This is a genomic window from Pseudomonas sp. THAF187a (genome assembly GCF_009363395.1).
Lineage (GTDB): Bacteria > Pseudomonadota > Gammaproteobacteria > Pseudomonadales > Pseudomonadaceae > Aquipseudomonas > Aquipseudomonas khazarica.
This window is the reverse complement of the sequence record NZ_CP045349.1, coordinates 2056630-2080346: the sequence shown is the minus strand read 5'-3', so window position 1 is coordinate 2080346 and position 23717 is coordinate 2056630. Positions and strand designations below refer to the sequence as shown.

Annotated in this window: 24 protein-coding genes and 1 pseudogene; 13 read left to right on the top strand and 12 right to left on the bottom strand. The window is 66.8% G+C overall.

Going from position 1 to position 23717, the window contains the following annotated elements:
* Positions 1-96: 96 nt before the first annotated feature.
* Positions 97-2868 carry a DNA gyrase subunit A gene (gene gyrA / locus FIV02_RS09635; protein ID WP_152488484.1) on the bottom strand — a complete coding sequence of 924 codons (2772 nt, stop codon included), beginning with the start codon at positions 2866-2868 and terminating at the stop codon, positions 97-99.
* A gap of 224 nt (positions 2869-3092) precedes the next feature.
* On the bottom strand, positions 3093-4169 hold the full coding sequence (mtnA, locus tag FIV02_RS09630) for an S-methyl-5-thioribose-1-phosphate isomerase (RefSeq protein ID WP_152488483.1): 1077 nt from the start codon (positions 4167-4169) through the stop codon (positions 3093-3095).
* A gap of 159 nt (positions 4170-4328) precedes the next feature.
* On the opposite strand from mtnA, the gene FIV02_RS09625 reads away from it, so the two are divergent.
* The 5 genes from FIV02_RS09625 (at position 4329) to FIV02_RS09605 (ending at position 9144) form a co-directional block, all read left to right on the top strand.
* Positions 4329-5669 carry a TRZ/ATZ family hydrolase gene (locus FIV02_RS09625; protein WP_152488482.1) on the top strand — a complete coding sequence of 447 codons (1341 nt, stop codon included), beginning with the start codon at positions 4329-4331 and terminating at the stop codon, positions 5667-5669.
* A 91-nt stretch (positions 5670-5760) separates the two neighbouring features.
* The gene (gene ubiG / locus FIV02_RS09620) at positions 5761-6459 is read left to right on the top strand and encodes a bifunctional 2-polyprenyl-6-hydroxyphenol methylase/3-demethylubiquinol 3-O-methyltransferase UbiG (protein WP_152488481.1); all 699 of its coding nucleotides are present in this window, start codon (positions 5761-5763) and stop codon (positions 6457-6459) included.
* On the top strand, positions 6459-7130 hold the full coding sequence (gene mupP / locus FIV02_RS09615) for an N-acetylmuramic acid 6-phosphate phosphatase MupP (RefSeq protein ID WP_037054143.1): 672 nt from the start codon (positions 6459-6461) through the stop codon (positions 7128-7130). The genes ubiG and mupP overlap by 1 nt, the downstream gene beginning before the upstream one ends.
* Positions 7131-7235: 105 nt before the next feature.
* Positions 7236-7976 (top strand): YciK family oxidoreductase, encoded by a 741-nt coding sequence (locus tag FIV02_RS09610; protein ID WP_152488480.1) that lies wholly within the window; start codon positions 7236-7238, stop codon positions 7974-7976.
* 241 nt (positions 7977-8217) lie between these two features.
* A complete protein-coding gene (locus FIV02_RS09605; RefSeq protein ID WP_152488479.1) occupies positions 8218-9144 on the top strand; it encodes a GGDEF domain-containing protein in 927 nt (308 codons plus the stop codon).
* 56 nt (positions 9145-9200) lie between these two features.
* Here FIV02_RS09605 and rluB read toward each other — a convergent pair whose 3' ends face one another.
* The gene (rluB, locus tag FIV02_RS09600) at positions 9201-10316 is read right to left on the bottom strand and encodes a 23S rRNA pseudouridine(2605) synthase RluB (protein WP_152488478.1); all 1116 of its coding nucleotides are present in this window, start codon (positions 10314-10316) and stop codon (positions 9201-9203) included.
* Between the two features lie 164 nt (positions 10317-10480).
* Here rluB and FIV02_RS09595 point away from each other — a divergent pair, with 164 nt between their 5' ends.
* The 3 genes from FIV02_RS09595 to gltS are packed head-to-tail and all read left to right on the top strand — an operon-like array spanning position 10481 to position 13415.
* The gene (locus tag FIV02_RS09595) at positions 10481-11206 is read left to right on the top strand and encodes an IclR family transcriptional regulator (RefSeq protein ID WP_152488477.1); all 726 of its coding nucleotides are present in this window, start codon (positions 10481-10483) and stop codon (positions 11204-11206) included.
* A gap of 20 nt (positions 11207-11226) precedes the next feature.
* Entirely contained in the window at positions 11227-12168 is a 942-nt protein-coding gene (gene hutG, locus FIV02_RS09590; RefSeq protein WP_152488476.1) for a formimidoylglutamase, read from the top strand.
* Positions 12169-12203: 35 nt separating this feature from the next.
* Entirely contained in the window at positions 12204-13415 is a 1212-nt protein-coding gene (gene gltS / locus FIV02_RS09585) for a sodium/glutamate symporter (RefSeq protein WP_152488475.1), read from the top strand.
* An 18-nt stretch (positions 13416-13433) separates the two neighbouring features.
* On the opposite strand, the gene scpB is transcribed toward gltS, so the two are convergent.
* The 7 genes and pseudogenes from scpB to FIV02_RS09555 all read right to left on the bottom strand — a co-directional run.
* Complete coding sequence (gene scpB, locus FIV02_RS09580; RefSeq protein WP_152488474.1) at positions 13434-14231, bottom strand: SMC-Scp complex subunit ScpB; 798 nt, start codon at positions 14229-14231, stop codon at positions 13434-13436.
* Between the two features lie 81 nt (positions 14232-14312).
* Complete coding sequence (locus FIV02_RS09575) at positions 14313-15206, bottom strand: DUF4261 domain-containing protein (protein WP_037054166.1); 894 nt, start codon at positions 15204-15206, stop codon at positions 14313-14315.
* Positions 15207-15249: 43 nt separating this feature from the next.
* On the bottom strand, positions 15250-15963 hold the full coding sequence (locus FIV02_RS09570) for a ScpA family protein (RefSeq protein ID WP_167494400.1): 714 nt from the start codon (positions 15961-15963) through the stop codon (positions 15250-15252).
* 139 nt (positions 15964-16102) lie between these two features.
* Positions 16103-17278, bottom strand: coding sequence for a tryptophan--tRNA ligase (locus tag FIV02_RS09565; protein ID WP_037054170.1), 1176 nt, complete (start codon positions 17276-17278; stop codon positions 16103-16105).
* Between the two features lie 121 nt (positions 17279-17399).
* Complete coding sequence (locus tag FIV02_RS09560) at positions 17400-18026, bottom strand: L-threonylcarbamoyladenylate synthase (RefSeq protein WP_037054172.1); 627 nt, start codon at positions 18024-18026, stop codon at positions 17400-17402.
* Positions 18023-18085, bottom strand: coding sequence for a CxxxxCH/CxxCH domain-containing protein (locus FIV02_RS25215; RefSeq protein WP_371923277.1), 63 nt, complete (start codon positions 18083-18085; stop codon positions 18023-18025). Before FIV02_RS25215 ends, FIV02_RS09560 begins: the two co-directional genes overlap by 4 nt.
* Positions 18073-18906 (bottom strand): annotated as a pseudogene (locus FIV02_RS09555) (PHP domain-containing protein); the annotation flags it as partial. The gene FIV02_RS25215 and the pseudogene FIV02_RS09555, both read right to left, overlap by 13 nt.
* A 119-nt stretch (positions 18907-19025) precedes the next feature.
* Between FIV02_RS09555 and FIV02_RS09550 the strand changes: the two are divergent.
* The 5 genes from FIV02_RS09550 to FIV02_RS09530 all read left to right on the top strand — a co-directional run bounded on the left by FIV02_RS09550 (position 19026) and on the right by FIV02_RS09530 (position 22374).
* On the top strand, positions 19026-19325 hold the full coding sequence (locus tag FIV02_RS09550) for a YciI family protein (RefSeq protein ID WP_037054175.1): 300 nt from the start codon (positions 19026-19028) through the stop codon (positions 19323-19325).
* 41 nt (positions 19326-19366) lie between these two features.
* On the top strand, positions 19367-19747 hold the full coding sequence (locus FIV02_RS09545) for a translation initiation factor 2 (IF-2, GTPase) (protein WP_152488473.1): 381 nt from the start codon (positions 19367-19369) through the stop codon (positions 19745-19747).
* A 3-nt stretch (positions 19748-19750) separates the two neighbouring features.
* On the top strand, positions 19751-20428 hold the full coding sequence (locus FIV02_RS09540; RefSeq protein WP_037054180.1) for a response regulator transcription factor: 678 nt from the start codon (positions 19751-19753) through the stop codon (positions 20426-20428).
* A 138-nt stretch (positions 20429-20566) separates the two neighbouring features.
* Positions 20567-20980: a Spy/CpxP family protein refolding chaperone gene (locus FIV02_RS09535; RefSeq protein ID WP_152488472.1), complete on the top strand. Its 414-nt coding sequence runs from the start codon at positions 20567-20569 to the stop codon at positions 20978-20980.
* Positions 20981-21045: 65 nt separating this feature from the next.
* The gene (locus tag FIV02_RS09530; RefSeq protein WP_152488471.1) at positions 21046-22374 is read left to right on the top strand and encodes a HAMP domain-containing sensor histidine kinase; all 1329 of its coding nucleotides are present in this window, start codon (positions 21046-21048) and stop codon (positions 22372-22374) included.
* Between the two features lie 12 nt (positions 22375-22386).
* Here the strand turns inward: FIV02_RS09530 and FIV02_RS09525 are convergent, their stop codons facing one another.
* Positions 22387-22947 carry a nitroreductase gene (locus FIV02_RS09525; protein ID WP_152488470.1) on the bottom strand — a complete coding sequence of 187 codons (561 nt, stop codon included), beginning with the start codon at positions 22945-22947 and terminating at the stop codon, positions 22387-22389.
* 116 nt (positions 22948-23063) lie between these two features.
* Complete coding sequence (locus FIV02_RS09520; protein ID WP_152488469.1) at positions 23064-23435, bottom strand: YkgJ family cysteine cluster protein; 372 nt, start codon at positions 23433-23435, stop codon at positions 23064-23066.
* Positions 23436-23717: the final 282 nt, after the last annotated feature.

Sequence of the window (23717 nt, the reverse complement as noted above, 5' to 3'; positions counted from 1 at the left end):
ATGGGTTCACCCCATCCTATGACCTGAACCTGCGATCTGTGGGAGGGGCTTCAGCGGCGACAGTCGCGGCTGAAGCCCCTCCCACGAGGCGCGTATCTATTCCTCGCTGCCTTCCTCGGCGTCGGTGAGCGGTGCCTCGGCGCCTTCTTCGGCGACCTCGACGCCCTCCTCACCTTCGAGCAGTTCGTCGTCCTCGACCGGCGTCGGCTCCTGCACACGCTCCAGACCGACCAGGGTTTCATCCTTGGCCAGCTTGATCAGCGTCACGCCCTGGGTGTTACGACCCGAGCTGGAGACTTCGTCGACGCGGGTACGCACCAGCGTGCCCTGGTCGGAGATCAACATGATTTCCTCGCCGTCCTGCACCTGGATGGCACCGACCAGCTTGCCGTTGCGCTCGCTGGTCACCATGCCGATGACGCCCTGGCCACCACGACCGCGACGCGGGAACTTGCCCAGGCCGGTGCGCTTGCCGAAGCCGCGCTCGGATGCCGTGAGGATCTGCGCACCCGACTCGGGGATGAGCATGGAGATCAGTTCCTGATCCTTGCCCAGGCGCATGCCACGCACACCGCGCGCAGTACGACCCATGGTGCGTACCTTGCTTTCGGCGAAACGCAGCACCTTGCCAGCGTCGGAGAACAGCATGACTTCCTTGGCGCCATCGGTGATCGCGGCGGCGATCAGGGTGTCACCCTCTTCCAGGCGCAGTGCGATCAGGCCGGCGCTGCGCGGACGGCTGAACTGCACCAGCGGCGTCTTCTTCACGGTACCGAAGGCGGTGGCCATGAAGATGTAGGCGCCTGTCGGCTCGGCGACCAGCTCGGGGGTTTCGCCCTCGACTTCCTCGACTTCCTCGACCTCGGCGACTTCGACGGCTTCGCCTTCGATCACCACGCCTTCTTCGTCCAGGTCCTCGTCGGCACCGGCGCTCTGCTGCAGGGCCTCGAGGTCGATCTGCAGCATGGCGGTGATGCGCTCACCCTCGTCCAGCGGCAGCAGGTTGACCAGCGGGCGGCCGCGCGCGGTGCGCGACGCCTCGGGGATCTCGAACGTGCGCAGCCAGTACACCTTGCCCTTGCTGGAGAACAGCAGCAGGGTGGCATGGCTGTTGGCGACCAGCAGGTGCTCGACGTAGTCCTCGTCCTTCACCCCGGTGGCCGACTTGCCCTTGCCGCCACGGCGCTGGGCCTCGTAGGCCGCCAGCGGCTGGCTCTTGGCATAACCGCCGTGGGAGATGGTGACGACGCGCTCTTCCTCGGTGATCAGGTCGGCGATGGTCAGGTCCTGACGCGAGGCGATGATCTCGGTACGACGGGCGTCACCGAACTCGGCCTTGACCTTCTCCAGCTCCTCGCGGATGACTTCCATCAGGCGCTCGGGGCTGGTCAGGATACGGATCAGCTCACCGATCAGGGCGAGGATTTCCTGGTACTCGGCCAGCAGCTTCTCGTGCTCCAGGCCGGTCAGGCGGTGCAGACGCAGCTCCAGAATGGCTTGCGCCTGTTCCGGCGACAGGTAGTACTTGCCGTCACGCAGACCGTATTGCTCGTCCAGCCCTTCCGGGCGGCAGGAGTCGGCGCCGGCGCGCTCGACCATGGCTTCCACCGCACTGGATTCCCAGGCCGTGGCAAGCAGGCGTTCCTTGGCCTCGGCCGGCGTCGGCGAGGCCTTGATCAGCTCGATCACCGGGTCGATGTTGGACAGCGCCACGGCCTGGCCTTCGAGGATGTGGCCACGCTCGCGAGCCTTGCGCAGCTCGTAGACGGTGCGACGGGTCACCACTTCACGGCGGTGACGGACGAACACCTCGAGCATTTCCTTGAGGTTCAGGGTCTTCGGCTGACCATCGACCAGCGCCACCACGTTGATGCCGAACACGCTCTGCATCTGGGTCTGGGCGTAGAGGTTGTTCAGCACCACGTCCGGCACTTCGCCACGACGCAGCTCGATCACCACGCGCATGCCGTCCTTGTCGGACTCGTCACGCAGCTCGGTGATGCCTTCGATCTTCTTCTCTTTGACCAGCTCGGCGATCTTCTCGATCAGACGCGCCTTGTTCAGCTGGTACGGCAGTTCGGTGACCACCAGCTGCTGGCGGTTGCCGGACTTGTCGATGTCCTCGACCTCGACGCGGGCACGGATGTAGATGCGCCCGCGACCGGTACGGTAGGCCTCGATGATCCCGGCACGGCCGTTGATGATGCCGGCAGTGGGGAAGTCAGGGCCCGGGATGTACTGCATCAGGTCATCGACGCTCAGCTCGGCGTTGTCGATCAGCGCCAGGCAGCCATCGATCACCTCGGTGAGGTTGTGCGGCGGGATGTTGGTGGCCATGCCCACGGCGATACCCGACGAGCCGTTGACCAGCAGGTTCGGCACCTTGGTCGGCATCACCGCCGGAATCTGCTCGGTGCCGTCGTAGTTCGGCACCCAGTCCACGGTTTCCTTGTCCAGGTCGGCCAGCAGCTCGTGGGCCAGCTTGGTCATGCGCACTTCGGTGTAACGCATGGCGGCGGCGTTGTCGCCGTCCACCGAACCGAAGTTGCCCTGACCGTCGACCAGCAGGTAACGCAGGGAGAAGTCCTGCGCCATCCGCACGATGGTGTCGTACACCGCGGTGTCGCCGTGCGGGTGGTATTTACCGATCACGTCACCGACCACACGGGCGGATTTCTTGTAGGGCTTGTTCCAGTCGTTGCCCAGTTCGCTCATGGCGTACAGCACACGACGGTGGACGGGCTTCAAGCCATCGCGCGCATCCGGCAGCGCACGCCCGACGATCACGCTCATCGCGTAGTCGAGGTAGGACTGTTTCAGCTCGTCTTCGATATTGACCGGGAGGATTTCTTTGGCCAGTTCGCCCATGAGAAGCCTGGTTCCTTTTTCTGGTGAAACTCCGCGTCATTCTTCCTGAACGCCATGGAGCACGTCGCGATAGCTTCGAGCCATCAGCGACTCACGACAAATCAACGAGTTATGTCACGATTCGATGCAGTGAAGGCGGCTGTGACCAGCCCCCCTGAAAACTGCCGGAGATTACCACAAAGCGTGCCGCACACCTACCCCGCGACAGGGAGCGCGCGGCGCACTCAGTGCAGGCGCTTGCGGCACATCAGTTGCGCCATCTTCGCGCTGTCCGGACGCTCGACCACGCCCTTTTCGGTCACGATGTAGTCGACCAGGTCAGCTGGCGTCACGTCGAACACCGGATTGACCGCATGCACATCCGCCGCCATCCGGTGCCCGGCAACATCCAGCAGCTCACGCCCATCGCGCTCCTCGAGCAGGATGTCCTCGCCGCTTTCCAGGTTCATGTCGATGGTCGAACTGGGTGCCACCACCATCAGCCGCACGCCATGGTGCATGGCGTTGACCGCTAGCTGATAGGTCCCGATCTTGTTGGCCACGTCGCCATTGGCAGTGATGCGATCGGCGCCGACTATCACCCAGGTGATGCCCTTGGTCTTCATCAGGTGCGCGGCCGCCGCATCGGCGTTGAGACTGACCGGCACGCCGTCGCCAGCCAGCTCCCAGGCGGTCAGGCGCGCGCCCTGCAGCCAGGGACGGGTCTCGTCGACATAGACATGCTCGACCAGCCCCTCCAGGTGCGCAGCGCGGATCACCCCGAGCGCGGTGCCAAAACCGCCGGTGGCCAGCGCCCCGGCATTGCAATGGGTCAGCAGCACCTGCGGATTGCCCTGGTGCTTGCGAATCAGCTCCATGCCGAGCTGCGCCATGGTCAGGTTGGCCTCACGATCACTGGCGTGAATGCCGACCGCCTCGGCCTCCAGCTGCTGCAGCGCCTGCTCGTCATCCTTGAGCCGCGCCAGGCGCTCGCGCATGCGCTGCAGGGCCCAGGACAGGTTCACAGCAGTAGGACGCGCCTGCTCCAGACGAGCGAAGTCGGCCTCCAGCGCAGCGCGCCAGTCACCGCCTGCCTGCAGCCTGGAGCGCGCCGCCAGCACCAGGCCATAGGCCGCCGCGATACCGATCGCCGGCGCACCGCGCACCACCATGTCGCGAATCGCATCCGCCACCGCTGCCGCGGAGTCGTAGCGCAGCCAGGTCTGCCGATGCGGCAACAGGCGCTGGTCGAGCAGATAAAGCGCACCATCGCGCCACTCGATCGCCTGGACCTTCTCCACCGCCAGCAATTGCTCGCGCATCGCGCACCCCACCCTTAACCATCAAAAAATCGCGGATTATACGCAGAGAAGCAGGCGCCAACCGAACAATCCAGCAGCCCCGGCGACTTCAAGCAACGCGCGTTCATCTATACACTGGCGGCCTTCCATGCAGCCTTCAAGCCAGACGGACACGCTCCCATGCCCCAAGCCCCTCTCGACCTTCTGCTCCTGCCGACCTGGCTGGTGCCCGTGGAGCCGGCTGGCGTGGTGCTGCGCGAGCACGGCCTGGGCATTCGCGACGGGCACATCGTGCTGATCGCCCCGCGCGCCGAGGCCCTGCGCCATCCCGCCAGCGAGGTGCGCGAACTGCCGGACTGCCTGCTCGCCCCCGGCCTGATCAACGCCCACGGCCATGCGGCGATGACCCTGCTGCGCGGCATCGCCGACGACCTGCCGCTGATGACCTGGCTGCACGAGCACATCTGGCCGACCGAGGGCAAATGGGTCGATGAGGCCTTCGTCCGCGACGGCACCGACCTGGCCATCGCCGAACAGATCAAGGGCGGCATCAGCTGCTTCTCCGACATGTACTTCTACCCGCAGACGGCCGTCGAGTGCGTGCACAAGGCAGGCGTACGTGCGCAGATCACCGTCCCCGTGCTGGACTTCCCCGTCCCCGGCGCGCTCAACGCCGCCGAGGCGCTGCGCAAGGGCCTGCAACTGTTCGACGACCTCAAGCAGCACCCGCGCATCCGCATCGCCTTCGGCCCGCACGCACCCTACACGGTCAGCGACGACAAGCTCGAACAGGTGCGCATGCTGGCCGACGAGCTGGATGCCGGCATTCACATGCACGTGCATGAAACCGCGCAGGAAGTGGCCGAGGCCGTCGCCAAGCACGGCGAGCGCCCCCTGGCCCGCCTGGCCCGCCTGGGCCTGCTCGGCCCGCGCTTCCAGGCCGTGCACATGACCCAGATCGACGACGACGACCTGGCCCTGCTGGTCGAGCACAACTGCAGCATCGTCCATTGCCCGGAGTCCAACCTCAAGCTGGCCAGCGGCTTCTGCCCGGTCGAGCGCCTGTGGCAGGCCGGCGTCAACGTCGCCATCGGCACCGACGGCGCCGCCAGCAACAACGACCTGGACCTGCTCGGCGAAACGCGCACCGCCGCCCTGCTGGCCAAGGCCGTATCGGGCTCGGCCACGGCCCTGAACGCCCACAGCGCACTGCGCATGGCCACGCTCAACGGCGCCCGCGCCCTCGGCCTGGATGCTCAGGTCGGCTCGCTGGAAACCGGCAAGCTGGCCGACCTCGTCGCCTTCGACCTCTCCGGCCTGGCCCAGCAACCGGTCTACGATCCGGTATCGCAGCTTGTCTACGCCAGCGCTCGCGACTGCGTAAAACACCTCTGGGTGGGCGGCAAGCAATTGCTGGACGAGGGCCGTCTGACCCGCATGGACGAGCGCGAACTGATCGCCAGGGCCAGGGACTGGGGCAGGAAAATCGGCAGAGGCTCGCCCGAACCTGCGACAAACTGACATACATTGAACGAACCCGCGCCGCCCCACGCCAGGACTTAAACTGGCAACATGACGGCGATACGCTTTCCATGCTTTGAAAGAGATGCTTATGAGCAACGTCGACCGCGCCGAAATCGCCAAATTCGAGGCCCTGGCACACCGCTGGTGGGACCGCGAGAGCGAGTTCAAACCCCTGCACGACATCAACCCGCTGCGGGTCAACTGGATCGATGAACGCGTCAGCCTGGCCGGCAAGCGCGTACTGGACGTCGGTTGCGGCGGCGGCATCCTCAGCGAGGCCATGGCCCAGCGCGGCGCGACGGTCACCGGCATCGACATGGGCGAAGCCCCGCTCTCCGTCGCCCAGCTGCACCAGCTGGAGTCCGGCGTCGAGGTCGAATACCGGCAGACCACCGCCGAAGCCATGGCCGAGGAAATGCCCGGCCAGTTCGACGTGGTCACCTGCCTGGAGATGCTCGAGCACGTACCGGACCCCTCCTCCGTGATTCGTGCCTGCCACAAGCTGGTCAAGCCGGGCGGCCAGGTGTTCTTCTCCACCATCAACCGCAACCCCAAGGCCTACCTGTTCGCCGTCATCGGCGCCGAGTACATCCTGCGCCTGCTGCCACGCGGCACCCACGACTTCAAGAAGTTCATCCGCCCCTCCGAGCTCGGCGCCTGGAGCCGCGCGGCGGGCCTCGAGGTCAAGGACATCATCGGCCTGACCTACAACCCGCTGACCAAGCACTACAAGCTGGAAGCGGATGTCGACGTCAACTACATGATCCAGACGCTGAGGAAAGACTGATGCGTTTGCGCGCAGTTCTGTTCGACATGGACGGCACCCTCCTCGATTCGGCGCCGGACTTCATCGCCATCACCCAGGCCATGCGCGCCGCTCGTGGCCTGCCGCCACTGGCGGACAAGGCCATTCGTGACCAGGTTTCCGGCGGTGCTCGCGCCATGGTCGCCTGCGCCTTCGACGAGGACCCGGATTCCGCGGCCTTCGAGACCCTGCGCCAGGAGTTTCTCGAGCGCTACCAGGAACACTGCGCGGTCCTGACGCGCCCGTTCGACGGCATCGAGGCACTGCTCGGCGACATCGAGCTGGCCCGCCTGCAGTGGGGCGTCGCCACCAACAAGCCGGTGCGCTACGCCGAGCCGATCATGCAACGCCTGAATCTCGCCGAGCGCTCGGCGGTGCTGGTCTGCCCGGATCACGTCAAGCAGAGCAAGCCGGCCCCGGACATGCTGCTGCTCGCCTGCCAGCAGATGAACGTCAAGCCCGAGGAAGTGCTGTTCATCGGTGATGACGCCCGCGACATCGAATCGGGTCGCGCCGCTGGCTGCCGTACCGCCGCCGTGACCTACGGCTATATCCACCCCGAAGACAACCCGCGCAACTGGGGGGCCGACGTCGTGGTCGACCACCCGCAGGAACTGCGCGCGGTGCTCGACCGCGCCCTGTGCGGCTGCTGACGCAGCCGCCGCACGCGCTACACCAGGCATGCTGCCTGCCCCCGTCTTTCGCTTTATCTTGAGACCTGCAGCCCGAGGCTTGCAGCTCGCCGAAGGAGATTGTTCATGTTCGATTACAGCGCCCGCCCAGACCTGCTCAAGGATCGCGTCATCCTGATCACTGGCGCCGGCCGGGGTATCGGTGCCGCCGCCGCCAAGAGCTTCGCGGCCCACGGCGCGACCGTGCTGCTGCTGGGCAAGACCGAAGCCAACCTGAGCCAGGTCTATGACGAGATCGAGGCGGCCGATCACCCGCAGCCGGTGGTGATCCCCTTCAACCTGGAAACCGCCCTGCCGCACCAGTACGACGAGCTGGCGGTGATGATCGAGAACGAGTTCGGGCGCCTCGACGGCCTGCTGCACAACGCCTCGGTCCTCGGCCCGCGCACGCCGCTGGAACAACTCTCCGGCGACAACTTCATGCGCGTGATGCACATCAACGTCAACGCCATGTTCATGCTCAGCAGCACCCTGCTGCCTCTGCTCAAGCTGTCGCAGGACGCCTCCGTCGCCTTCACCTCCAGCAGCGTCGGCCGCAAGGGGCGCGCCTACTGGGGCGCCTACGCGGTCTCCAAGTTCGCCACCGAAGGGCTGATGCAGGTGATGGCCGACGAACTGGACGGCATCAGCAACGTGCGCGCCAACAGCATCAACCCCGGCGCCACCCGCACCGCCATGCGTGCCCAGGCCTATCCGGGGGAAAACCCGGCCACCCGCCCGCTGCCCGAAGACATCATGCCGCTGTACCTCTACCTGATGGGGCCGGACAGCCAAGGGGTCAACGGTCAGGCCTTCGACGCCCAGTGACCCGCCCACTGCGGGCCGCAGGCACCTGCGGCCCGCCACATGACAGAAATCTGCCACCACCCTGCCCTGGCGGCAGCACATTGCCAGCATCGGCGTCAGACAACCGGCAAACGCTTGCCACGTGACATTTTTTCAACCAGCTAAGTGACTGACTTCACAGGAGTTTCAGCTCACTTGAACCACTTGGCATGATATTCGCTCTAACCCTCTCGTCGCACCATCGCGCCAGAGGTTCTGCTCCATGGTCCCCCCCAGCCGTTCCAACACCATCGATTTCGACGCGGCCAAGCTGCAGCGTCTCGGCTTCACCGGCAATCGCAACCTGCCGCTCAAGCCCGCCAGCCTTGTGGAGCTGTACCATCAGCTGAGCCTGCAACTGCAGACCAGCCTGGATGCGGAGCGCATCCTCAACCTGTTCTTCCGCGAAGTGCAGCGCCTGGTGCCACTCGACGCCCTGGCCTTCCAGCACCCGTCACAGGACCTGCGCCTGGAACTGGGGGAACGCGCACCGCACTCGGCCGGCTATCGCCTGAGCCATGAGGGGGAATACCTGGGCGAACTGATCTTCAGGCGCAAGCAGCGCTTCTCCGAAGAGGAGCTGATGCAGCTGGAGGCGCTGCTGGCGTGCCTGCTGTTCCCGCTGCGCAATGCCCTGCTCTACCGTACCGCCCTGCAGAGCGCGCTGCGCGACCCGCTGACCGACACCGGCAACCGCATCGCCATGGACCAGGTGCTGCAGCGCGAGGTGGATCTGGCCCGCCGCAACCTGCAGCCGCTGTCCCTGCTGATGCTGGACATCGACCACTTCAAGTCGATCAACGACAACCATGGCCACGCACTGGGCGACGAAGTGCTCAAGGCCGTGGCCCAGACCCTGAAGAACCAGCTGCGCAACATCGACATGGTGTTCCGCTTCGGCGGCGAGGAATTCCTGGTCGTGCTCTCGGGCACCAGTCGCGAAGGCGCGGCCCTGGTCGGCGAACGCCTGCGCTTCGCGGTGATGGAGCTGCAATGCCTGGACGCCGGTCGCCCCATCGACGTGTCGATCAGCCTTGGCTGCGCCTGCCTGCTGCCCGGCGAGTCGAGTGACAGCCTGCTGCGCCGCGCCGACAACGCCCTCTACGTGGCCAAGCGCGAAGGACGCAATCGCCTGTCGATGGCAGGCTGAACGCGCGCCACGCCGGCAATGAAAAAGGGACTCCATGGAGTCCCTTTTTTCATCACTCAGCGCTTGCGGCCGAAGCCTGGGCGCTGACCATCGCCAGTGGGCGAGCGCTTGTCCGGCCCTGCCGGGCGCGGCTTGCGGGCGGGGCGATCGGCGAGTTCGACCGCCGGGCGCGGCTGGCGCTTCTTGGTATCGCCTGGACGCTCGGCGACCGGCGTACCACGCCCGCCCTCACGGCGTTCATCGGCACCCTTGCGCGGCGCACGCCCCGGACGGGCCTCGCCAGCGGCTTCGTCCTTGGCCGGACGCAGCACGCGCTTGCCGCGCACGTCCACCGGCTTGGCCGACTTGCGCTGCAGGCGGTCGAGCTTCTCGCGGGTCTTTTCCTTCATCGCCGGCAACGCCTGCGGGGTGAGCCCGACTTCGGCGCTGAGGATGTCGACCTCGCGCTGATCCATCTCGCGCCAGCGCCCCATGGTCAGGTTGGAGGTCAGGAACACCGGGCCGAAGCGCACGCGCTTCAGACGGCTGACCACCAGCCCCTGGGACTCCCACAGACGGCGCACCTCGCGGTTGCGGCCTTCCATCACCACGCAGTGGTACCAGTGGTTGAAACCTTCACCGCCAGGCGCTTCCTTGATGTCGGTGAACTTGGCCGGACCGTCCTCGAGCATGACGCCCTTCTTCAGGTTCTCGAGCATTTCCTCGGTCACCTCGCCGCGTACCCGCACCGCGTATTCGCGGTCCATCTGGTAGGACGGGTGCATCAGGCGGTTGGCCAGCTCACCGTCGGTGGTGAACAGCAGCAGGCCGGTGGTGTTGATGTCGAGGCGACCGATGTTGATCCAGCGGCCTTCCTTCGGTCGCGGCAAGCGGTCGAAAACGGTCGGACGGCCTTCCGGATCATCGCGGGTGCAGATCTCGCCATCGGGCTTGTTGTAGATCAGCACGCGGCGTACCGAGCCGGCGATCTCTTCGCGCTTGAGCAGGCGCCCATCGAGCGCGATGGCGTCGTGACTGTCGACGCGCTGGCCGAGGGTCGCGGCAACGCCATTGACCTTGACGCGGCCTTCGCCGATCCAGGTCTCGATCTCACGACGCGAGGCCAGCCCCATGCGGGCCAGGACTTTCTGCAGTTTCTCGCCTGCAGGGCGTGGTTGTTCGTGTTCGTTCATCTGGGCACCTCCCGGTGTGACAAGGGTAGAAACGGGCGCGAATCATACGCCTGTGGGCTCCTGAAGCCTAGCAGGCCAGGCGCAAGCGGGGAAAATCGCTAAAAATTCCCACCCAGCGGGAAGCTGATTTCACTAGACGAAAAAAATCATCAAGGATGCCGAGCATGAACTATTCGAACCCCACCGACCGCCTGCTGCAGATTCTCGTCACCCTGGGCCGCTCGCCACAGGCGCTGTCGGCCAAGGAACTGTCGGCCAGCCTGGGCCAGCCGCTGAGCAGCACCTACCGGCACCTCAACACCCTGCTGCGCTGGGGTCTGGCCGAAGACCAGGGCCACGGCCGCTACCTGCCGGGACCGGCCTGCCTGCTGCTGGCCAAGCGCTTCGACCGCGACTCGACCCTGGTCAGCCTGGCCAAGCCCGAGCTGCGGCGCCTGGCCGAGCTGAGCAAGGAAAGCGTCGGGCTGATGCTGCCGAGCAACGGCCAGGTGATCTGCGTGGAGCTGATCGACAGCCCGCAGCCGCTGCGCTGCTGCTACCAGAAAGGCCTGGCCCAGCCGCTGCTGCACGGCGCCTCGGCCAAGACCCTGCTGGCTCACCTGGAGCCTACCGAGCTCGAGGCGCTGCTGACCCAGCAGGGGCTGGACGCCAATCAACACGCAGCGCTGCGCGAAGAGCTGGAGCAGATTCGCGCCTGCGGCTACAGCACCAGCCTGGGCGAAATCGACGAGGGCGTGTGGGGCGTGAGCGCCGCCCTGCTCGACAGCCGTGGCCGCCTGCACGGCGCGCTGAGCCTGATGGGCCCGGCCAGCCGCGTGCAGGCGCGCGCAGAGCAGCTGCAACGCTGGACCCTGGAGAGCGCCGCGCGAGTCAGCGCGCGCCTGGACTGAGACGAGAGAGAACGAACCCCATGCACGCACACCTGGACATGACCCCCTGGCAAGGCCGCATCGACGCCGGCGAAGGCAGCGGCGCCCGGCGCTGGCACCAGTGGGTACAGCCACTGGACCACGCGCCGCAGCCCCCAGGCGTGGCCCTGCTGGGCTTCGCCTGCGACGAGGGCGTGCAGCGCAACCAGGGTCGCCCCGGTGCCTGCGAAGGCCCGCTGGCCCTGCGCCGGGCCCTGGCCAATCTCGCCTGGCACGCGCCCCATGCCCTCTACGATGCCGGTGACGTGCGCTGCGAGGATGCCGACCTGGAGCAGGCCCAGCAGCGCTTTGCCGCCGATATCCGCCACCTGCTCGACGCCGGCCACCTGCCGCTGGGCCTCGGCGGCGGCCATGAGATCGCCTTCGCCAGCTACAGCGGCCTGGCCGATCACCTGGCCGAGCACGCCCCCGAGGCACGCATCGGCATCCTCAACTTCGATGCCCATTTCGACCTGCGCCACGCCGAGCGGGCCTCCTCGGGCACGCCGTTTCGCCAGATCGCCGAGCGCTGCGCGCGCCAGGGCCAGCCTTTCCACTACTGCTGCCTGGGTGTCAGCCGGCCCAACAACACCGCCGCGCTGTTCGCCGAGGCCGAGCGCCTCGAGGTGCGCTACCTGCTCGACCACCAGATGCATGCCGGCAACCAGGCGCAGATCGAGCAGACCCTGGAGCGTTTTCTCGGCGAGATCGACCAGCTCTACCTGACCCTGTGCCTGGACGTGCTGCCCGCCGCCCAGGCGCCCGGCGTCAGCGCCCCGTCCGCGCATGGCGTGGAACTGGCGCTGGTGGAGCGCCTGCTGCGCCTGGTCAAGGCCAGCGGCAAGCTGCGCCTGGCCGACATCGCCGAACTCAACCCGCGTCTGGACATCGACGCCCATACCGCTCGCTGCGCCGCACGCCTGGCCGCCTGCCTGCTCGAGTGACCCCTGCCACCGCCCACCCCTAGAGAACAATGACAATGATGACTCTGAACCTCGACGCCCTGACCACCACGGCGCTCGCCTTGCTGCTGCTCGGCGGCGGCGTGCTGCTCAAGCGCCACAGCCGCGTGCTGACCTTCCTCTGCGTACCGGCACCGGTGGTCGCCGGTTTCGGCTTCGCCCTGCTGATCTGGCTGCTGCGCAAGCTCGGCGTGCTCGAGCTGACCCTCGACACCGCCCTGCAAGGCCCGCTGATGGTGGCCTTCTTCACCACCGTCGGCCTCGGCGGCAGCCTCGGCCTGCTGCGCCACGGCGGCAAGACGCTGTTCATCTACCTCGGCGCCTGCTGGGCGCTGGCCATCCTGCAGAACCTGGTCGGCGTCGGCGCCGCCGGGCTGTTCAACCTCGACCCGCTGCTGGGCCTGATGGCCGGCGCGGTGTCGCTCGAAGGCGGCTTCGGTGCGGCGGCGGCATTCGGCCCGGTGGCCGAAGGGCTCGGCGCCCAGGGCGCGGCCACCGCGGCGCTGGCTGCGGCCACCTTCGGCATGGTCGCTGGCGGCCTGCTCGGCACACCGGTGGCACGCTGGCTGATCAGCCGCCACCAGCTGCGCCTGGACAGCCACAACAGCGCCGAGCTGAGCCAGCTCGAACGCGCCAGCCAGGGCAGCGTGGGCACGCTCGACAGCGCCACCCTGCTGCGCCTGCTGACCTGCATCCTGGTGATCATGGTGCTGGGTTTCTGGCTCGGTGGCGCGCTCGATGCGCACCTGGGCGTGGTCCTGCCGAGCTACGTCGGCGCCATGTTCGTGGCCATCATCGTGCGCAACCTGAATGACCGCATGCGCCTGCTGGAACTGCCCGACAGCGCCATCAGCACCCTGGGAGACGTCAGCCTCGGGTTGTTCCTGACCATGGCGATGATGAGCCTGAAATTCTGGGAGCTGGAACAACTCGGCCTGCCGCTGCTGGGCGTGCTGCTGATCCAGGTGGTGATCATGCTGCTGCTGACCGTGTTCGTGCTGTTCCGCCTGCTCGGCCGCGACTACGACGCCGCCGTGCTCTGCGCCGGCTTCATGGGCCACGGCCTGGGCGCAACGCCCAACGCGGTGGCGAACATGGGCGCGGTCTGCGAGCACTACAAGGTGTTTTCCTACAAGGCGTTCATCATCGTGCCGCTGTGCGGCGCCGTGCTGATCGATATCGTCGCGCTGCCGGCGATCACCTGGTTCATCAACGCCTTCGCCGGTTGATACAGCGGGCGGCGGACCTCAGTCGTCCGCCGCTGGCCGTGGCTCGGGCTCGGCCGCTTCCAGCGCCTCGGGTTCGGGCTCGGACTCCGGCTCGGGCAAGTCGTCGAAATCGGTCTTGAGCCCCAGCTCCATGGTGTCGAGTTCGGCCAGCAGGCTGCGGAAACTGGTTTCCTCCCGCGGCTCGGCGGCCTCGCCCTCCTCCTGCAGCGCCAGATCGGCGCGCGCCTGCAGCCCTTCCGGCACTTCCGCCTCGTCATCCAGCGCCAGTTGCGGCTCAGGCTCCAGCTCCCGCAGCGCGGCCAGCGGCGGCAGTTCGTCGAGGCTCCTGAGGTTGAAGTGATCGAGAAAGCCCTTGGTGGTGGCGAACATGGCCGGCCGCCCCGGGACGTCGCGATAGCCCACCACGCGAATCCACTCGCGCTCGAGCAGGGTCTTGGTGATGTTGCTGTTGACCGCCACGCCGCGTACATCCTCGATCTCGCCACGGGTGATCGGCTGCCGATAGGCGATCAGCGCCAGGGTTTCCAGCAGCGCGCGCGAGTAGCGCTGCGGCCGCTCCTCCCACAGCCGTCCGACCCAGGGGGCGAAGCGCTCACGCACTTGCAGGCGGTAGCCCGAAGCGACTTCCTTCAGTTCGAATGCACGCCCCTCGCAGCTGCGCGCCAGGATGCCCAGGGCCTCGCGAAAGACGCCGCTGTCCGGACGCTCGTGCTCCTCGAACAGCTCGAACAGGCGCTCCAGGGACATGGGCTTGCCCGCCGCCAGGAGCAGGCCTTCGAGCACGGTGGCAAGCTGGTGCGGATCGGACAGCGTCATGATCTGGCAAACCTGGGGGCAAGAAGTGAAAGGGGCCACATTAAATGCGGCCCGGCAGTCTAGCAAATGCCGAAGAGCGCTTCAGGCCGGATTGGCCTCGTGCGCCGCGATGATCTCGGCGACCAGCAGCGGGTCCGGCCCGTCGAGAAAGTATTCCTCGGCCAGCGGCGCCCGCAGGCGCATGAAGGCGTCCTCGCCGACCTGCAGGGTGTGCCCGGGGGCCATCTGCGCGCCGCTGCTCAGCAGGTAGCTCATCACGTTGTCGAACAGCTCCGAGTAGCGTTCGCCCTCATGATGCCCCTCGGCCAGCACGGCGAAGTCGGCGATACCGAACACGCCACCGCCGTAGGTACGCATCCAGGTGCCCTGCACGCCTTCGACGTCGTATTTGACGAAGCCGCAGTAGAGCGCGGTCAGCGGCATGCCGCGCAGCACGTCCAGGCTCTCGCGCCCCAGCCCCTGGTCATTGAAGATCGCTGCGGGCAAGGAGGTCCTGCCACTCTCGTTGAGCACCGCGATGGCACCGAAATGCGCCAGCGCACCGGCGACCGCGGCCAGCACCACGTACTGCTCCAGGGGGTCGTCGTCATGCCCGGCGTAGTACAGCAGGACATGGCTGGCATGGGCGCGCACCTCATCCTTGAGCGCCTGCGGGTAATGCGCGGGGGCCACGCAGGACTCCAGCGATTGCGCAGGGAACGGCGCATCGAAGCCGAGCAGTCGCACCACGTGCTCTCCCCAGCCGGCCAGGGCGAAGAACTGCTCGACTTCGTCGGACACCTCGCAGCTCGCTGCGGCCATTTCCGGGTGATAGGCACGCAGGACGCGGGTCAGCTCGTCCTGATCCAGCTGCAGCGCGGCCGGGAACAGCACCTGCAGGCTGACTCGCCCCTCGCTGGCGGGATTGGCGACCAGACGGGCCGGCTCTGCGGCAGCGTCGTCGCGGCGACCGAAGAAACGCGAAAAGATACTCACCTGAAACTCCCTTTGTTCAACGCTTCCCAGGACGACTCGCGCGTTACGCCTCCACATCCTGCTCGATGCGGGCTCGTACATGGATGGCGGCAAACGGCGCATTCTGCACCAGTTCGACCAGCGATTCCTTGATCAACTCGAGAATTGCCATGAAGGTCACAACCACGCCGAGCCGCCCTTCCTCCGCAGCGAACAGCTCGACGAAGGGCACGAACGCGCCGCCCTTGAGACGCTCCAGCACCTCGCTCATGCGCTCGCGGGTAGACAGCGCCTCACGGGTGACCTGATGGCTTTCGAACATGTCGGCACGGCGCAACACCTCGGCCATCGACAGCAGCACCTCTTCCAGGCTGACATCCGGCAGCAGCTTGCGCGCCCTGGCCTCGGGGGCATCCAGCCTGGGCACGATGACGTCGCGGCCGACTCGCGGCAGCTCGTCGAGGTCTTCGGCGGCCGCCTTGAAGCGCTCGTACTCCTGCAGGCGGCGGATCAGCTCCGCGCGCGGGTCATCCTCTTCGTCCTCGGTCTCGGTCGAGCGCGGCAGCAGCATGCGCGACTTGATCTCGGCGAGCATGGCAGCCATCACCAGGTACTCGGCGGCCAGTTCCAGGCGCACCGACTTCATCAGCTCGACATAGCCCATGTACTGCTTGGTGATTTCCGCGACGGGGATGTCGAGGATGTCAATGTTCTGCTTGCGGATCAGATAGAGCAGCAGGTCCAGCGGCCCCTCGAACGCCTCGAGAAACACCTCCAGGGCGTCCGGGGGGATGTACAGGTCCAGCGGCAGTTCGGTGACCGCTTCGCCATATACCAGGGCGAACGGCAGTTCCTGCTGGGCACCAGCCTGGTTGTCCATCGACGGCGTGACGGGTTCACTCACGGCGAGCGCTCCTTCAGCGGTAGTTCAGGCCCATGGCCATGCGCACCTCGGCCAGGGTGTCGCGTGCCTCGTCACGTGCGCGCTCGGCCCCTTCGGCGAGGATGCTGCGGACCAGGTCCGGGCTGTCCTCGTAGTCGATCGCACGCCGCTGCAAGGGCGCCAGCTCGCTCTGCAGCGAGGAGCACAGGCGGCTCTTGCAGTCGAGGCAGCCGATCGCGGCGCTGCGGCAGCCTTCGATGACCCAGTGCAACTGCTCGTCGCTGGAGTACAGCTGGTGCAGCGACCACACCGGGCAGCGCTGCGGCTCGCCCGGATCGTCGCGGTGCACGCGCGCCGGATCGGTGGGCATGCGCCGCAGTTTTTCCTCCAACTCGGCATCACTGTCGCGCAGGAATATCGCATTGCCGCTGGACTTGGCCATTTTCTGCCCGTCCAGGCCCGGCACCCGCGAGAACTCGGCGAGAATCGGCTGCGGCTCGGCCAGGATCACCTTGCCACCGCCCTCCAGATAGCCGAACAGGCGCTCCTGGTCCCCCAGGGTGAGGGTGCTCTGCTCCTTGAGCAGGGCGCGGGCGGTTTCCAGCGCCTGCGCATCGCCCTGCTCCTGGTAGGCCTTGCGCAGGTTGCTGTAAAGCTTGCCGAGCTTCTTGCCGAGTTTGCCGATGGCCGCCTCGGCCTTCACTTCGAAATCCGGCTCGCTGCCATACAGATGGTTGAAACGCCGTGCCACTTCGCGGGCGAACTCGATGTGCGGCAGCTGGTCCGCGCCGACCGGGACCTGCCCTGCCCGATACAGCAGGATGTCGGCGGCCTGCAGCAGCGGATAACCGAGGAAGCCGTAGGTGGAAAGGTCCTTGCCGGACTGACCGTCCTGCTGCTCCTTGTAGGACGGCACGCGTTCCAGCCAGCTCAGCGGGCAGATCATCGACAGCAGCAGGTGCAGCTCGGCGTGCTCGGGCACCTGCGACTGCACGAACAGCGTCGCCGAACTGGGGCTGACGCCGGCCGACAGCCAGTCGACCGCCATGTCCATGACGTGCTGGGACAGCTGACCGACCTCCGCGTACTCGGTGGTCAGCGCATGCCAGTCGACGATGCAGAAGAAGCAGTCGTACTCGTGCTGCAACCTGACCCAGTTCTTCAGCACGCCGTGATAGTGCCCGAGGTGCAGACGACCGCTCGGACGCATTCCAGAAAGCACCCGACGTTCGGAGTCGTTAAGGCTCAAACCGTTCTACCCAAAATCCAGACAAGGCCACGGAGTATAGGGCAGCAGCGGTCACAACGGAAAAGCCGCGTGACAGGCCGTCTCAGAGATCGTGAAACGGCGCGGGATCGCCGCAGCCGACCCGCACGACCTCGGGGCTGTCGTCCGCCAGATTGACCACGGTGGAGGCCTCCAGCCCGCCGAAGCCGCCGTCGATGATCAGGTCGACATGATGCTCGAGCACCTGGCGCATCTCGTACGGGTCGGACATCGGCAGCTCGTCGCCCGGCATGATCAGGCTGACGCTCATCAGCGGTTCGCCGAGCTGCTCCAGCAGCGCCAGGGCGATGGGATGGCTGGGCACCCGGATACCGATGGTGCGGCGCTTGGGGTGCAGGAGCATGCGCGGCACTTCGCGCGTGGCATTGAGGATGAAGGTATAGGGGCCGGGGGTGTGATTCTTCAGCAGGCGGAAGGCGGCGGTATCGACCTTGGCGAACAGGCCGATCTGCGACAGGTCGCGGCAGACCAGGGTGAAGTTGTGCTTGTCGTCGAGCTGGCGCAGGCGACGAATGCGCTCGACCGCATTCTTGTCGCCGATGGCACAACCCAGGGCATAGGACGAGTCGGTCGGATAGACCACCACGCCGCCGCCACGAATGATCTCCACGGCCTGTTTGATCAGGCGTGCCTGGGGGTTTTCCGGGTGCACCTGGAAAAATTGACTCACGCTTGCTCCCTGCTCATTGAGTGACAGCGGATGGCTGTGCATGTTCGAAGCGCTCCCAGAGCGCCGTCAGGTCATCGGGCAACGGGCGGTACATGCCCAGTTCGGACCAGTCGCCCGGCGCATGGAAATCGCTGCCGACACTGGCCATCAAGCCAAATTCACGCGCCAGGATCGCCAGGCCACCGACCTGCTCGGCCGGCTGCATGCCATTCACCACTTCCAGTGCATGCCCACCCAATGCCGCGAAGTCGGCCACCAGGCGTCGACGCTTACTGCGAGTAAAGTCGTACTGCCACGGATGCGCCAGGCTGATCCAGGCCCTGGCCGAACGCAAGGTGGCGAGGGTTTCCTCCAGCGTTGGCCAATGCTGTTTGACATCGCCCAGCTTGCCCGAGCCCAGCCACTTGCGAAACGCCTCGGCGCGGTCACGCACATGGCCGGCGCGCACGAGGAATTCGGCGAAATGCGGCCGCGCCGGCGCATTGCCACTGTCGCCCAGCTCCTGCTGCACGGCCCGGGCGCCCTGCAGCGCACCCGGCATGCCCTTGGCCGCCAGGCGCCGGTCGATTTCCTCGGCGCGCTGCCAGCGCCCATGGTGCAGGGCCTCGATGGCATCGCGCAGCGCCGGCGCCTCGCGCTCGAAGGCATAGCCGAGCACGTGGATGGTCGCACCACCCCAGGTGCAGGACAGCTCGATGCCGTTGATCAGGCGCATGTCCAGAGCAGTCGCCGCACGCCGCGCCTCGTCGAGGCCTTCCAGGGTGTCGTGATCGGTGAGCGCCAGCACCCGCACGCCACGCTCATGCGCCCGGGCCACCAGTACGGCGGGGGCCAGGGCGCCATCGGAGGCGGTGCTGTGGCAATGCAGGTCGACAATCATGGCGGCGCTTTCGTTGAGATTGATGTTTGTTATTATGCCCCACATCCGCGCCAACGCTGTCGCCGTATGGCGCAAATGCTTCATCCCTCCCCCGCTTCGACCCTGAATTAAGGATTGAGATGCTCTACGCCATCATCGCCACCGACGTCGAAAACTCCCTGGAAAACCGCCTGGCCGCGCGCCCTGCGCACCTCGCCCGCCTGGAACAGCTGAAGCAGGAAGGCCGCCTGCTGCTGGCCGGTCCGCACCCGGCGATCGACAGCAACGATCCGGGCCCGGCAGGTTTCAGCGGCAGCCTGATCGTTGCCGAGTTCGACTCTCTGGAAGCGGCGCAGAGCTGGGCCGACGCCGACCCGTACCGTGCCGCGGGCGTCTATGCCAACGTGCTGGTCAAACCCTTCAAGAAAGTGCTGCCCTGAACGGACAGCCGCCACGCTGCTCGCGTCTACAAGGAATCGCCATGCGCTCGATCCCGTTGTCCCTGCTGGTCGCCCTGGTGCTGATCAGCTCTGCGGCACAGGCAGAAGAGGAAACCGTTCCGCCTGCTCCTGCGCCAGTCAGCGTCGACGCCGACCACCAGGCGCTCGAACAGCGCCTGGCGCAAAGCGAACAACTGCGCAGCGAGCAAGAGGCGAGCAGCACCGTGCAGTTGCAGCGCCTGCGCCAGGAGAACCAGCGCCTGCGCATGCAGCTCAAGGAAAGCCAGGCGCAGGTGCAACCCAGCCTGCTGAGCGACACGCAGACCTGGTTCGCCCTGGGCGCCGGGCTCAGCCTGGTCTCGATCTTCGTCGGCGCGTTGCTGCGCGGCAATCGCAAGAGCCGCCGCGAGTGGATCAACTGAACCATGAGCCGACTGCTGCTGATCGACGACGACCAGGAACTCTGCGAGCTGCTCGCCAGCTGGCTGACCCAGGAAGGCTTCCAGGTCACCGCCTGCCATGAAGCCGGCAGCGCCCGCCAGGCCCTCGCCTCGCAGGCGCCCGACGCCGTGGTGCTGGACGTGATGCTGCCGGACGGCAGCGGCCTGGAGCTGCTCAAGCAGCTGCGCGGTGAACATGCGGAGCTGCCGGTGCTGATGCTCTCGGCCCGAGGCGAGCCGCTGGACCGCATTCTCGGCCTGGAACTGGGCGCCGACGACTACCTGGCCAAACCCTGCGACCCACGCGAGCTGACCGCCCGCCTGCGCGCCGTGCTGCGGCGCACGGCGCCCGCACCGGCGAGCAGCCAGCTGGAGCTGGGCGACCTCAGCTTCAGCCCCAATCGCGGCGTGGTCAGCATCGCCGAACATGACGTGCCGCTGACCCTGTCCGAGAGTCGCCTGCTGGAGGCTCTGCTGCGTCAGCCCGGCGAGCCGGTGGACAAGCAGGCCCTGGCGCAGCTCGCCCTGGGCCGCAAGCTGACGCTCTACGACCGCAGTCTGGACATGCACGTCAGCAACCTGCGCAAGAAGCTCGGCCCGCACCCGGATGGCCGCCCGCGCATCGTCGCCCTGCGCAGCCGTGGCTATTACTACGCCCCCTGAAGGCGCTGCCGGCGCTGCGTAAACAGCCTGCAACATCGCCTTTACCCAAGCTTTACCGTCGCCTGACCGCCCTTGACCTTGACCGCCGCATACTGAGCCCATCCGGTCGTTACCGGTTTCGAGACAAGGAGAATCACCATGCGCAAGACCCTCACCGCCCTGCTGTTCGCCGCGACCCTGCCGACCCTGGCTTTCGCCATGCCCATGGAAGACGGTGGCCCGCGTCATCACGACCGTGGCCCCGACATGTTCAAGGAGCTGAACCTGAGCAAGGAGCAGCGCCAGGAGTTCCGCAAGCTGATGGGCGAGCAGATGAAGAGTCATCGCGACATCACCAAGCGCTACCTGGACAAGCTGCCGGAAGCCGAGAAGCAGGCCATGAAGAAAGAGCTGGACAAGGCCCGCGCCGACCAGCACAAGGCCCTGCGTGACCTGCTCAACCCGGAACAGCAGAAGGCGTTCGACGAGCACCAGAAGAAGATGGAGGCACGTCGCGCCGAAATCGCCGAGTTCAAGGCCTGGAAGGCCGACAAGGACAAGAACGCCAACTGACATCCATCTCCATCGATCCGCCGCCGCGCCCTCTGGGCCCGGCGGCTTCTGCATGAGGACATCGCGTGCGTTCATTGTTCTGGCGCATCCTGGCGACATTCTGGCTGGCCATCGCCCTGGTGGCCGGCCTGTTCCTGCTGCTGGGCCGCGCCCTCAACCAGGACGCCTGGGTCCTCAGCATGCACCCGGGCCTGGACGGCCTCGACAGCGAGTGGGTCCGGCGCTATGAGCACGATGGGCAGGAGGCCGCCCAGGACTTCCTCGAACAGCGCAAGCGCCGCTACCGCATCGACACCCAGGTGCTCGGCGAAAGCGGACAGTCGCTGGTCAGGGGCACCTTTCCATCACGCGCCGCCGCCTTCGAGGCGCGCCAGCACGATGAACGACGCCTGCCCTGGCGCCGCCTGACGGCCGAGTACACCAGCCCGGAAAGCGGCGAGAGCTACCTGTTCATCTACCGTATCCCGCACCCCGAACTCGCCGCCTGGCACCGGGGCAGCCTGTTCTGGCCGCTCAGCGCGCTGGCGATCGCCCTGGTGGTACTGACGCTGTTCAGCCTGCTGCTGACGCTGTCGATCACCCGTCCGCTGGACCGCCTGCGCGGCGCCGTGCACGACCTGGGGCAGACCGCCTACCAGCAGAACAGCCTGGCGCGTCTGGCCACGCGCCGCGACGAACTGGGCCTGCTGGCCAAGGACTTCAACCGTATGGGCGAACGCCTGCAAGGACTGATTGGCAGCCAGCGCCAGTTGCTGCGCGACGTTTCCCACGAGCTGCGCTCGCCCCTGGCCCGCCTGCGCATCGCCCTGGCCCTGGCGGAACGGGCCAGCCCGGCAGAACGGGACAAGCTGTGGCCGCGTCTCAGCCAGGAATGCGATCGCCTGGAAGCACTGATCAGCGAGATCCTGGCCCTCGCCCGCCTGGATGCCGACACGGGTGCAGCGCAGCCGGTCGACCTCGCCGCCCTGCTCGACAAGCTGCAGGAGGACGCGCGCCTGACCGCTCCCGAACAGCGACTGCAGATCGACCTGGAACCGGGCATTCAGCTCATGGGCTGGCCGGACATGCTCGAACGTGCGCTCGACAACCTGCTGCGCAATGCCCTGCGCTTCAATCCACCCGAGCAGCCGGTGCTGATCCGGGTGCAGCGCCAGCAACAGCGCCTGCTGCTGAGCGTGCGCGACCACGGCCCAGGCGTTGCCGAGGCACACCTGCAGCAGCTGGGCAAGCCGTTCTTTCGCGCGCCGGGTCAGAGCGCAGCCGGGCATGGCCTGGGGCTGGCCATCGCCCGCCGCGCGGCACAGCGCCACAGTGGCGAGCTGCTGCTGGCCAATCACCCGGAGGGCGGCTTCATCGCCACCCTCAGCCTGCCGCTCAAGCAGCAGGCGGGCTGATCAGCGCAGCGCTCAGCCGTTCCAGGCGCTGACGAAATCCTCGAGCGCCGGCTCCGGCGCGCGACGCAGCTCGCGCTCCGCTGTGCCGAGGTAGAGATAGGCGATGATCTGCTCGTCCGCCGCCAGGCCCAGGCCCTTGCCGACATGCGCGTCGTAGGCCATGTCGCCGGTGCGCCAGACGGCACCGATACCCTGGGCATGAGCGGCCAGCAGCATGCCGTGCGCCGCACACCCGGCGGCGATCACCTGCTCGGACTCGGGAACCTTGGGATGCGCCTGGACCCGTGCGATCACCACCACCAGCAGCGGCGCACGCAGCGGCATGCCACGGGCCTTGCTCAGCGCCTCGGGCGTTGCCTGGGAATCCTTCACCTGCAGCGCCTCGGCGAACAATTCGCCCATGCGCCCACGCGCCTCGCCCTCGATGGTGAGAAAGCGCCACGGACGCAGTTGCCCGTGATCAGGGGCACGCAGGGCGGCGCGGAACAGCAGCTCACGCTGCGCCGCATCCGGCGCCGGGTCGACCAGACGGGGAACGGAAACACGGTTGAGCAGAGCGTCGAGAGCCTCCATCGGCCACCTCCTTGAAACGAAGAACGCGCATTCTCGGTGCTGCACGCTACAGGCTGCAAGCTCAGGCGGAGGCCTGAAGCCCGGCACTGCGGCGCAGGCGCTGCTGGAGGCGACTGTCAGGCGACCCGGTCGGGCGATATCACCGGCTTCACCGGTGGCGTCAGCGGCGGCAGCCCATGTGCCTTGCGGGCCTCGTCACAACGCGGGTTGTGCACGCCGTTCTCCCAGGAGGCCTGGAAGTCGCGGCAACTGCTCGAACGCTGCTCGTACAGGGTGCAGCGCACGCCGCAGCCGACATCGCCGAGCAGCTGGACACAACGTGCCGGCTTGCTCTCGGTGCCACGCATCGCGACATAGTGAGGGCTGATCTGGATCACCTGTTCATCGGGGACGCTGCCGCCAGCGGATTGGCATTCGCCCCAGAAGAAGGACACACGAAAGAACGCGCAGCAGGCGCCGCACGTGAGGCAGGGATTAGCTTCGGACATTTTGGGGAAGGACTCGGAAACCGACGGACGCCAGCAACGGACGGCTATTCTATGCGCGGCCATGCGCTTGTAAAGCCCCCTCCCCCAGCTCGCGAGAAAAGCGCTGCAAGCGGCCCTGCCCGGGCGCTGAGAGGCGCATGCGCGAGCACGCTGGAGAGGCTCGTTTACACTGTCCGCAAAGCGCGTTCTCGCCTGCCAGCGCCACGCCCGCCTGGTTTTCACCCAGCCGGGTTGCAGCGGTTTACAGCCGCCCGTCGGTGGGTAGAATGGCGCATTTCCAAC

Coding starts and splice junctions, on each gene's coding strand:
- gyrA (WP_152488484.1), bottom strand. CDS start 2,868: ATGGGCGAACTGGCCAAAGAAATCCTCCCGGTCAATATCGAAGACGAG.
- mtnA (WP_152488483.1), bottom strand. CDS start 4,169: ATGCGCGAGCAATTGCTGGCGGTGGAGAAGGTCCAGGCGATCGAGTGG.
- FIV02_RS09625 (WP_152488482.1), top strand. CDS start 4,329: ATGCCCCAAGCCCCTCTCGACCTTCTGCTCCTGCCGACCTGGCTGGTG.
- ubiG (WP_152488481.1), top strand. CDS start 5,761: ATGAGCAACGTCGACCGCGCCGAAATCGCCAAATTCGAGGCCCTGGCA.
- mupP (WP_037054143.1), top strand. CDS start 6,459: ATGCGTTTGCGCGCAGTTCTGTTCGACATGGACGGCACCCTCCTCGAT.
- FIV02_RS09610 (WP_152488480.1), top strand. CDS start 7,236: ATGTTCGATTACAGCGCCCGCCCAGACCTGCTCAAGGATCGCGTCATC.
- FIV02_RS09605 (WP_152488479.1), top strand. CDS start 8,218: ATGGTCCCCCCCAGCCGTTCCAACACCATCGATTTCGACGCGGCCAAG.
- rluB (WP_152488478.1), bottom strand. CDS start 10,316: ATGAACGAACACGAACAACCACGCCCTGCAGGCGAGAAACTGCAGAAA.
- FIV02_RS09595 (WP_152488477.1), top strand. CDS start 10,481: ATGAACTATTCGAACCCCACCGACCGCCTGCTGCAGATTCTCGTCACC.
- hutG (WP_152488476.1), top strand. CDS start 11,227: ATGCACGCACACCTGGACATGACCCCCTGGCAAGGCCGCATCGACGCC.
- gltS (WP_152488475.1), top strand. CDS start 12,204: ATGATGACTCTGAACCTCGACGCCCTGACCACCACGGCGCTCGCCTTG.
- scpB (WP_152488474.1), bottom strand. CDS start 14,231: ATGACGCTGTCCGATCCGCACCAGCTTGCCACCGTGCTCGAAGGCCTG.
- FIV02_RS09565 (WP_037054170.1), bottom strand. CDS start 17,278: ATGCGTCCGAGCGGTCGTCTGCACCTCGGGCACTATCACGGCGTGCTG.
- FIV02_RS09550 (WP_037054175.1), top strand. CDS start 19,026: ATGCTCTACGCCATCATCGCCACCGACGTCGAAAACTCCCTGGAAAAC.
- FIV02_RS09545 (WP_152488473.1), top strand. CDS start 19,367: ATGCGCTCGATCCCGTTGTCCCTGCTGGTCGCCCTGGTGCTGATCAGC.
- FIV02_RS09540 (WP_037054180.1), top strand. CDS start 19,751: ATGAGCCGACTGCTGCTGATCGACGACGACCAGGAACTCTGCGAGCTG.
- FIV02_RS09535 (WP_152488472.1), top strand. CDS start 20,567: ATGCGCAAGACCCTCACCGCCCTGCTGTTCGCCGCGACCCTGCCGACC.
- FIV02_RS09525 (WP_152488470.1), bottom strand. CDS start 22,947: ATGGAGGCTCTCGACGCTCTGCTCAACCGTGTTTCCGTTCCCCGTCTG.
- FIV02_RS09520 (WP_152488469.1), bottom strand. CDS start 23,435: ATGTCCGAAGCTAATCCCTGCCTCACGTGCGGCGCCTGCTGCGCGTTC.